A 10,320-nucleotide genomic window follows, 5' to 3' on the forward strand; every position below is an offset into this window, starting at 1 on the left:
GATAAAAACTATGAGCTTGAGCACCAGATTAGCGGTACCAACAAAGAAGAGCTACTTGTCGATATTCGTGACATCATCGAAAGTGCTAACTTTACCTATATTCGTCAGCGCGAAATGAAAGGCTTGGGCCACGCAATCTTAACGGGCAAAGAGCTGATTGGCGACGAACCATTTGCCGTTGTGCTTGCCGATGACTTATGTGTCAACGAGCAAGAAGGCGTACTGGCGCAAATGGTGGCACTATTTAAACAATTCCGTTGCTCGATCGTTGCCGTACAAGAAGTACCGGAAGACGAGACCCACAAATATGGTGTTATCTCTGGTGAAATGATCAAAGACGACATCTTCCGCGTTGATGATATGGTTGAAAAGCCAGAACCAGGCAAAGCTCCAAGCAACCTAGCCATTATTGGTCGCTACATCCTTACTCCGGACATTTTCGATCTGATTGAAAGTACTGAGCCAGGTAAAGGTGGAGAGATTCAAATTACCGATGCCCTACTTAAGCAAGCGAAAGCGGGATGTGTATTGGCTTATAAATTCAAGGGCAAGCGCTTCGATTGCGGCAGTGTAGAAGGATATATCGAAGCAACAAACTACTGCTTCGAGAACCTATACTTAACAGATACACAAAAGTCTGAACTAGGTAAGCAAAAGACCACCAAAGAGCAATAGTCGAGTTCCGCTCTTTAGACAGCGTAAAGGCAGCTTAGTCAAGCTGCCTTTACTGTTTTTTTATCCAGTATTTTCTTTGCACATTTCTCACACTATGTAATACTTAGCCAACTTGTTTTTGCCAAGAGTGTTGAGAATGGATCAGATAGAAGTCCGTGGTGCCCGCACCCATAACCTGAAGAATATTAACTTAACCATACCGCGTGATAAGTTGATCGTGATTACTGGTCTATCAGGCTCTGGTAAGTCGTCACTGGCTTTTGATACCTTATATGCAGAAGGCCAGCGTCGTTATGTTGAATCACTATCAGCCTACGCTCGCCAGTTTTTATCTTTGATGGAAAAACCTGATGTTGACCATATTGAGGGACTGTCACCAGCCATCTCTATCGAGCAAAAGTCGACTTCTCATAACCCACGCTCTACCGTTGGTACCATCACTGAAGTCTACGACTACTTAAGACTCCTTTACGCTCGTGTCGGCGAGCCGCGTTGTCCAGAACATAAAGTACCACTTGCTGCGCAGACCGTTTCGCAGATGGTTGATAAAGTCCTCGAACTGCCTCAAGGTTCAAAGATGATGTTGCTTGCGCCGATCGTTAAAGAGCGCAAAGGTGAACACGTTAAAACTCTGGAGAATCTTGCTGCACAAGGCTTTATTCGTGCTCGTATCGACGGTGAAACTTGCGACCTTTCAGATCCTCCGACACTAGAACTACATAAGAAGCATACGATCGAAGTCGTGGTAGATCGCTTTAAAGTGCGTGACGATCTCCAACAACGTCTTGCTGAATCGTTTGAAACCGCTCTCGAACTTTCTGGTGGTATTGCCGTGGTTGCGGCTATGGATGGGGACGGCGAAGAAATAGTCTTCTCTGCTAACTTTGCTTGCCCACACTGTGGCTACAGCATGCAAGAGTTAGAACCTCGTCTGTTCTCATTTAACAACCCTGCTGGTGCTTGCCATACATGTGATGGCCTTGGTGTTCAGCAATATTTTGATCCAGCCCGAGTCATCGTCGACGATTCACTGAGCTTGGCTGAAGGTGCCATTCGAGGGTGGGATCAAAAGAACTACTACTATTTCCAAATGCTCTCATCACTCGCAGAACATTATGGATTCGATTTACACGCTCCGTTTAACTCTCTACCAAAGAAGATCCGCGATATCATCCTAACTGGCTCAGGACGTACTGAGGTTGAATTTAAGTACATCAATGACCGTGGTGATATTCGAGTTAAACGTCACCCGTTTGAAGGGATCTTAAATACCCTTGAGCGCCGCTACCGAGATACGGAGTCTAACGCGGTGCGTGAAGATTTAGCCAAGTATATCTCAACCAAAACATGTTCTAGCTGTGATGGCAGCCGCTTACGTTTAGAGGCTCGCAATGTCTTTATTGGCGATACAACTCTGCCAGAGATAGTCGAGCTCAGCATTGCCGACGCACTCCGCTTTTTCGCCTCCCTGCAACTTGAAGGACAACGTGCGCAGATCGCGGAAAAGGTGATGAAGGAGATCAATGATCGTCTCCAGTTTCTCGTCAATGTCGGTTTGAATTATCTCAATTTATCTCGTAGCGCAGAGACCTTATCTGGTGGTGAGGCACAACGTATTCGCCTTGCAAGTCAAATTGGTGCGGGACTAGTTGGCGTCATGTACGTTCTCGACGAGCCATCAATCGGCCTCCATCAGCGTGATAATGAGCGCTTACTCAAAACCCTAACCCATCTACGTGATCTTGGTAATACCGTACTGGTAGTAGAACATGACGAAGACGCCATTCGCATCGCTGACCATGTCATCGATATTGGCCCGGGAGCAGGAGTGCACGGAGGGAGCGTTGTCGCGGAAGGGACAATGGATGAGATCATTGCCAACCCAAACTCGCTTACAGGCCAATATCTGAGTGGTAAAAAAGAGATTGCCGTTCCAAGCCATCGAACACCTAGAGATGGCAAAAAAATTGTTGAACTGATAGGTGCTTCAGGTAACAACTTAAAAGACGTCAGTTTAGAAATTCCTGTTGGCCTATTTAGCTGTATTACCGGTGTATCTGGCTCAGGTAAATCAACCCTGATCAACGATACCTTCTTCAAGATTGCTCATACTCAACTAAATGGCGCAACGACCGCAGTTCCTGCTCCGTACAAGAAGATCAAAGGACTGGAGCATTTTGATAAGGTGATTGATATCGACCAGAGTCCGATAGGTCGAACGCCTCGTTCAAACCCAGCCACTTACACAGGCATCTTCACTCCGATTCGAGAGCTGTTCGCCGGAACCCAAGAGTCTCGCTCACGTGGCTATAAACCTGGACGCTTTAGTTTCAACGTTCGCGGTGGTCGCTGTGAAGCGTGCCAAGGCGATGGTGTAATAAAAGTAGAAATGCACTTCTTACCTGACGTTTATGTTCCTTGTGACGTGTGTAAAGGTAAGCGCTACAACCGCGAAACCTTGGAAGTACGCTACAAAGGCAAGACCATTGATGAAGTACTAGAGATGACCGTTGAAGATGCTCGCGAATTCTTCGATCCCGTTCCAGTTATTGCACGAAAACTGCAAACATTGATGGATGTCGGTTTGTCATACATTCGCTTGGGCCAAGCCGCTACCACTTTGTCTGGTGGTGAAGCTCAGCGTGTAAAACTAGCGCGCGAGCTATCAAAACGCGACACAGGTAAAACCTTATATATCCTTGATGAGCCAACAACCGGCCTGCATTTCCACGACATTCAGCAGCTACTAACGGTATTACACCGACTGCGAGATCATGGCAATACGGTGGTGGTTATCGAGCACAACCTTGACGTGATAAAAACGGCTGACTGGATCATTGATTTAGGACCCGAAGGTGGCCAAGGCGGCGGAGAAATTGTTGCACAAGGCACACCAGAAGATGTGTCACTTGTCGAAGGCTCTCACACTGCCCGATTCCTCAAGCCTATGTTATACCAACCAGAATAAATACATGGTCATTCTTGCTGGTTAAAATCGCTGATAGCTTCGTTATAGATTTTGTAGGTAGGAAGACTAGCTAGCAGCAATCTATGCCTTGCTCTAAGCGATTTTTCCTTCGCAATTATCTGATCATCTATTCATCCTGATTGGTATTAAAGTATAAATTAATAGTAAAATATACGGGCCAGTGAGAATTTTCACTGGTCTGTTTGTTTGAGGTATCAAAAGTAATGGCGACCACACATGTAGCAGGGACACAGCTTGAGGTTAAGGCGCCAAAGATCCCTTTAACTAAACCTTTCCTAGTCGCCTTCGGTGCAATATTTGTGCTGGCAATGCACTTTTTTATGCCCAACCCCGGTGGTTCCGGGCTAGCACTAGCATTTAACCCAACTACTTGGTTAGTACTAAGCTTTGCGGTTGCTATTGGCTTATACCAAATTGGCACCTACTCCAACCTAAGATACAACAAGCTTACCATTGGCTTGTTCATCTGTACTATTATGCTTACGATTCCTGTTCTCTATACAGGATCGAGCATTGAGTTATCGCTCGGCAAGCTCGTTGGTCTATGGGCAGGCTACATTTTGTTTGTCGTTTTACAACAGTTTCGTTTTAGCAATAAACAGAAACAGCGTTTACTGTGGTTTATCGCGATTGCGGTGTTTATCGAAGCGATATTTGGCTGGGTACAGTATCTGTTTTTACAGCCAGGCAACCCGTTTGGTTATGACACGCTGAGCAATCGACCATACGGCATATTTCAACAACCTAACGTTATGGCTAGCTTTCTTGCTACAGGGTTAGTGCTCTCCGGGTACTTGCTTACTCGCCAGCCAACTAAGTATCAACGCAAAGTCAGCGAAGTTACCCTACTCTATTTGACTCCCTTAATCACAGTTCCACTCATCGTTGTTCTTGCATCTCGAACTGGTTGGTTAGCCTCCGTGTTATCGGTCTCCCTTTTACTTCTTTATGTGTACCGATTTGCTACCAAGAAAAGATTTATTGGCTGGACAGTCTCTATTTTACTTGGACTTAGCATAGGCTTCATCGCCCCACATCTATCAAAAGGGCAAGCGAGTGATCTCGTCGACCAAAAAGCCAACTTAGAAAGTCCAAGGAAGTATACTTTCCCTCAAGCTGTCGACATGCTTATCGAGAAGCCATTTACAGGTTATGGCTACGGTCGATTCGAGCCTGAGTATATTATTTACACTGCGCGACAACATCAGCTCAATAATAACTACATGCCAGGGCTGGCTTCGATGGATCACCCCCACAACGAACTGCTCTACTGGGGGGTGGAAGGCGGACTATTGCCACTACTGGCGATAATGCTTGCGGCGCTATTCGTTTTGGTGCGCTTATATCAAGCGAAAAAAGGCACCCGACTAGCCATGTTCGCACTGTTTGTGCCGATAGTATTACACAGTCAGCTTGAGTACCCCTTTTATCACTCTGCCGTTCATTGGGTCACTTTCATCGTACTTGTCTATTGGGTGGACCAGCGCGCAAGTAGCTACCGCCAAGCGTCATTGAGTATGGTTTCTAAGCTTGCTCTACGCGTATCAAGTTTGGTGATACCTATAGTGACAAGTTTCTACATGCTAACGACCTTACATACTAACTACGTCCTTACTCAATTCGAACAGTCACAACCGAAAGATCCTGAGATTTTAAGTCAAGTGACGAACCCGATAGTTTGGCAAGACAGATACGATTGGGATATATACAGCACCTACCTAAACATCGGCTTATTCAAGCAAGAGACTGAGTTTATTCAACCCTATATCGACTGGTCACTAAGCATCATCAAAGACAAACCTCGCCCTGCTTTTTACAACAACTTAATCATGGCTTATCAGGGCTTGGGCGAAATTGAAAAAGCGGAGCAAATTCGTAGCGAAGCTCAGTTCTTATTTCCCAATAGAGACTTCTCTGATGTTCAATACATACCACCGAACATCGATGCCTTAAAAGCAGACAATGAAAAAGAGGCTAACTAAGGGCTGTTGATTTAACTAAGGCGGCTATGGGGCCGCCTTACTCAGTTCACTGACGGTTATACTACTGAGTCAATGACTCTTCTAACGCTCTTAAGCACAGTGCGACATTTTCAGGCCGGGCGCCATAGCCCATTAAACCGATACGCCAGGCTTTCCCTGCTAACGCACCTAAACCTGCACCAATTTCTAAATTATAAGTCTCTAGCAGATGAGACCTTACTTTCGCTTCGTCAATCCCCTCCGGAACATAAATCGCGTTGAGCTGAGGCAAACGAGACTCTTGCTCAACAACAAATTCAAAGCCCAACTTTTCCAGACCTTGTTTTAGCTTTTCGTGCATATCACGGTGTCGCTGCCATGCATTCTCTAACCCTTCATTCTTAAGAATCAAAAGCGACTCATGCAACGCATAAAGGCTATTAACTGGAGCGGTATGATGATAGCTACGCTTGCCCTCACCACTCCAATAACCCAAGACTAAGCTCTGGTCCAAGAACCAACTTTGTACTGGCGTAGTTCGAGTTTGGATTTTCTCAACTGCAGCCGGAGATAGAGTTACAGGGGATAAGCCTGGCACACAGGAAAGGCACTTCTGACTCCCCGAATAGACGGCATCTAGCTGCCATTCATCGACTTTAAGTGGCACACCGCCAAGAGAAGTCACTGCATCTACTATGGTTAACATGCCATATTGTTTAGCAAGCTTACCCAAAGCTTCCGCGTCACTGCAGGCCCCAGTAGAGGTTTCTGCATGAACAAACGCGAGTATTTTTGCATCAGGGTTTGCTTTCAGCGCTTGCTCAACTTTATCGACCGAAACTGGCGCGCCCCACTCATCATCCACCACTTCGGCGATACCGCCAGCGCGCACCACGTTTTCACGCATACGCTCACCAAACACGCCGTTACGACAAACAATGACCTTTTCACCAGGTTCAACTAGGTTAACAAAACAGGTTTCCATTCCTGCGCTACCAGGCGCAGACACGGCGATGGTAAACTCATTTTCAGTCTGAAACGCATACTTAAGTAGCGATTTCAGCTCGTCCATCATGCCAATAAACAGAGGGTCTAAATGGCCGACGGTTGGGCGACTCAAAGCTTGCAACACTTGTGGCGAGATATCCGAAGGACCTGGTCCCATTAAGGTACGGTGAGGGGGAATAAAACTTTGAATCGTCATTGGCTGCTCCTAATTATTTATTTGTTGTTCTATTTCGACTTCCTCGAATCACCATAATCGAATTTTGCCCCGTCAGCAATTAGCCCAAAGTATTGTGGTCAAACCAGTGTCACAAGTTTGTTAACTTTAAAAAGGAATAAAGTTACATATTGCCATTGACATAGTTCACAGAAACGAGTTCAATGCAGGATATGTGGCGAATATTTATGCCACATAGCAAATAATTTTGCAGAAGAGGAGCACTGCCCAGGTAGATGTGTTGTGGACCCACATACCCAATACAACACTTTGAGGGGGAGCAGTGCCGAGGTAGATCTAGAGTGTCGGTTTAGATCTGTCGGTTGTTAGGGTTGAATCCCTACAACTGTCATCAGCCCAGCCTGATGATGAGCTTCTGAGGTAAGTCATTCATACAAAGACCCTCTCTCTATTCGCTCAACTCTCTTCCTCAAAGCAAAACATTGGATGTTGGTATAGCTACCAAAAATTTTTTATTTTAGGAAGTCGTGGGAGATACGCTGTGAGCAGTTTTAATGTAGCTAAATTTGGTGGAACAAGCGTCGCTAACTTTGAGGCGATGAGCCGCTGTGCTGCAATTATAGAAAGCAACCCAAACACAAAGCTCGTCGTGAGCAGTGCCTGTTCAGGCGTGACCAATCTATTGGTTGAACTAGCGAATGGCGTTCAAGATCAAGTTCGCCGTAGTGAAGTTCTTACTAAGCTAGCGCAAATTCATGATGCGGTACTAGAACAGCTTGAAGATGCCACTCAAGCAGCAAGTGATGTCTATGAAATTCTAGATACTGTCACTAGCCTTGCTGAAGCAGCGTCGATTCAATCAAGCCATAAACTGACCGATCACCTCGTCGCTTGTGGCGAGTTAATGTCGACACACCTGCTTACTCAGTTGATGAAAGAGCGAGGTATCAATGCAGTACGTTTTGATATCCGCGATATGCTGCGCACCGATAGTAATTTCGGTAAAGCAGAACCGCAACTAGAGCAGATCAAGCAGCTGGCGCAGCAATCTTTGGTACCACTTTGCCAAAGCGCAGTTGTAATTACCCAAGGTTTTATTGGCTCTGATGATGAAGGCAACACCACCACGCTCGGTCGCGGTGGCAGTGACTATAGTGCTGCACTGATTGCTGAAGCGGTTGAAGCATCTGGATTAGAGATCTGGACTGATGTTCCTGGTATTTACACCACTGACCCGCGCATCGCGCCTAAAGCATCGCCAATTCCTGAGATCAGTTTTAGTGAAGCGTCTGAAATGGCTAACTTTGGCGCTAAAATCCTTCACCCTTCAACACTGATTCCGGCACTGCGCCACGATATTCCAGTATTCGTCGGCTCATCGAAAGAGCCACAAAAAGGCGGCACTTGGATTCGCCATCAAGTAGAAAGCTCACCACTATTTCGCGCTCTAGCACTGCGTTGCAACCAGACCATGGTAACGTTGCGCAGCGCAAACATGTTCCATGCGTACGGCTTCCTAGCCAAGGTGTTTGAGATCCTTGCTAAGCACAAAATTTCTGTTGATTTGATTACTACGTCAGAGATCAGCGTCTCTCTCACTTTAGACCAAACCGACACCTCTGGCGGCGCGCCACAGCTACCTGAAGCTGCACGCCTAGAACTTGAAGAGCTATGTACCGTAGAGGTTGAGCACAACCTGTGCTTGGTCGCACTAATCGGCAACAATATGAGTGAAAGCAAAGGCTACGCGAAACAAGTGTTCAGTACATTGGAAGACTTCAACCTGCGCATGATCTGCTACGGTGCAAGCCCACACAACTTATGTTTCCTAGTTGAGGAATCTGTCGCCAAGCAAGCGATTCAGAAGCTGCATATTGAGTTGTTTGAGAAATAGCGAGAAGCGAGAAGCGAGAAGCGAGAAGCGAGAAGCGAGAAGCGAGAAGCGAGAAAAGTAAAGGGTTGGCGTAGTGCGTCAACCCTTTTCGTTTCAAATAACCCAATCCCGTCATCCTCAAGAACGAGGAACGAGTGAGTTGGGGATCTCTTCAAACGGAGAGGAAACCTATAGAGATTCCCTACTAGCTCCTTCGTCACTCTATGGAATGACCGATTAATAACACGGAGTTCTTATCTAAGGGCGAAGCCCGATCTCGAGTCCCTAGCGTAGCGTTCTCGAGGACGCAGTCCGTTCTCTCTTACTCCCCCGCTACCTTCATCGACTCTAATAGAATCGAACCCGTTTGAATTTGCGAGCGAGTTTCAACATCATTGCCCACTGCAACGATTTGGTTAAACATCTCTTTTAGGTTACTAGCGATGGTAATTTCAGACACAGGGAACTGGATTTCACCATTCTCAACCCAGAAGCCTGCCGCGCCGCGGGAGTAATCACCAGTTACGATATTAACCCCTTGGCCCATCACTTCAGTCACAAGCAGACCAGTGCCAAGCTCTTTCAGCATTTGCTCAAAGTTTTGACCTGTCGATTTAACAAACCAGTTGTGGATGCCACCAGCATGACCTGTTGGCGTCATATCCATCTTGCGTGCGGCATAGCTTGTAAGCAGATAAGTTGCGAGTACGCCGTCAGTGATGATTTCACGGTCTTGAGTAAACACACCTTCACTATCAAAAGGGCTAGATGCAAGGCCACGCAACACATGTGGTCGCTCAGAAACATTGAACCACTCAGGCAGTACTTGCTTACCAAGATGATCGAGTAAGAAAGAGGATTTACGGTAGAGGTTACCACCGCTGATCGCCATAACTAGGTGGCCAAGCAAGCCAGTAGCAACATCAGCAGCAAACATCACTGGGTACTGACCTGTTTTTAGCTTCTGCGCGTCAAGGCGACTTACCGTCTTCTCCGCTGCTTTCTGACCAACAGTTTCAGGTGTCCAAAGCTCATCTTTATGGCGCGCAACTGTGTAGCTGTAATCTCGCTCCATTTCACCATTAGCACCTTGACCAATTACACAGCAGCTTGTGCTATGACGGCTCGATGCGTAGCTAGCTAATAAACCATGGCTGTTACCGTAGACTTTCAAGCCGTAATGACTGTCATAGCTAGCGCCATCACTCTGTTTGATTTTGTCGCTGTAAGAGAGTGCTTGCTTCTCAGCAGCGATTGCCACTTGCGCGGCGTAATCTGGGTCTGGTGTATCTGGGTGAAAAAGATCCAGTTCAGGCACGTCTTGTACCATCAACTCTTTCGGTGCAGGCCCTGCAAATGGGTCTTCAGAGGTGTACTGAGCAATGTCGAGCGCCGCAAGCACCGTTTGCTGGATAGCTTTATCGCTCAAATCCGACGTAGACGCACTGCCTTTACGCTGATTGCGGTAAACCGTAATACCTAACGCACCATCACTGTTGAACTCAACATTTTCCACTTCGCACATACGAGTAGAAACGCTCAGGCCGGTGGTTTTGCTAATCGCAACTTCAGCTGCATCAGACTTTTCGGCTGCCATCTCTAAAGCTTTCGCTACTGCCGCTTCTAGCTCAACACGTTG

At 46.6% G+C, this 10,320-nt stretch carries 6 protein-coding genes and 1 riboswitch; of the genes, 4 read left to right on the forward strand and 2 right to left on the reverse strand.

Annotated features, from left to right (window positions below; genetic code table 11):
- The 3 genes from QTO00_RS08180 to QTO00_RS08190 form a co-directional block, all read left to right on the forward strand.
- A partial coding sequence (locus QTO00_RS08180; protein ID WP_331424196.1) for a sugar phosphate nucleotidyltransferase occupies window positions 1-675 on the forward strand: 675 nt, incomplete at its 5' end.
- Window positions 676-811: 136 nt separating this feature from the next.
- On the forward strand, window positions 812-3,643 hold the full coding sequence (gene uvrA / locus QTO00_RS08185; RefSeq protein WP_331424197.1) for an excinuclease ABC subunit UvrA: 2,832 nt from the start codon (window positions 812-814) through the stop codon (window positions 3,641-3,643).
- Between the two features lie 224 nt (window positions 3,644-3,867).
- Window positions 3,868-5,646, forward strand: a complete 1,779-nt coding sequence (locus QTO00_RS08190) for a PglL family O-oligosaccharyltransferase (protein WP_331424199.1) — start codon at window positions 3,868-3,870, stop codon at window positions 5,644-5,646.
- A 61-nt stretch (window positions 5,647-5,707) separates the two neighbouring features.
- Here QTO00_RS08190 and QTO00_RS08195 read toward each other — a convergent pair whose 3' ends face one another.
- Window positions 5,708-6,829 (reverse strand): pyridoxal-phosphate-dependent aminotransferase family protein, encoded by a 1,122-nt coding sequence (locus QTO00_RS08195; protein ID WP_331424200.1) that lies wholly within the window; start codon window positions 6,827-6,829, stop codon window positions 5,708-5,710.
- A 224-nt stretch (window positions 6,830-7,053) separates the two neighbouring features.
- Window positions 7,054-7,231, forward strand: a riboswitch (Lysine riboswitch).
- Between the two features lie 118 nt (window positions 7,232-7,349).
- On the opposite strand from QTO00_RS08195, the gene lysC reads away from it, so the two are divergent.
- Window positions 7,350-8,702, forward strand: a complete 1,353-nt coding sequence (gene lysC / locus QTO00_RS08200; RefSeq protein WP_331424201.1) for a lysine-sensitive aspartokinase 3 — start codon at window positions 7,350-7,352, stop codon at window positions 8,700-8,702.
- A 301-nt stretch (window positions 8,703-9,003) separates the two neighbouring features.
- Here the strand turns inward: lysC and pmbA are convergent.
- Window positions 9,004-10,320: metalloprotease PmbA (pmbA, locus tag QTO00_RS08205; RefSeq protein ID WP_331424202.1), on the reverse strand; the 1,317-nt coding region annotated here is incomplete at its 5' end.

The organism is Vibrio sp. M260118, assembly GCF_036533755.1.
Taxonomy (GTDB): domain Bacteria; phylum Pseudomonadota; class Gammaproteobacteria; order Enterobacterales; family Vibrionaceae; genus Vibrio.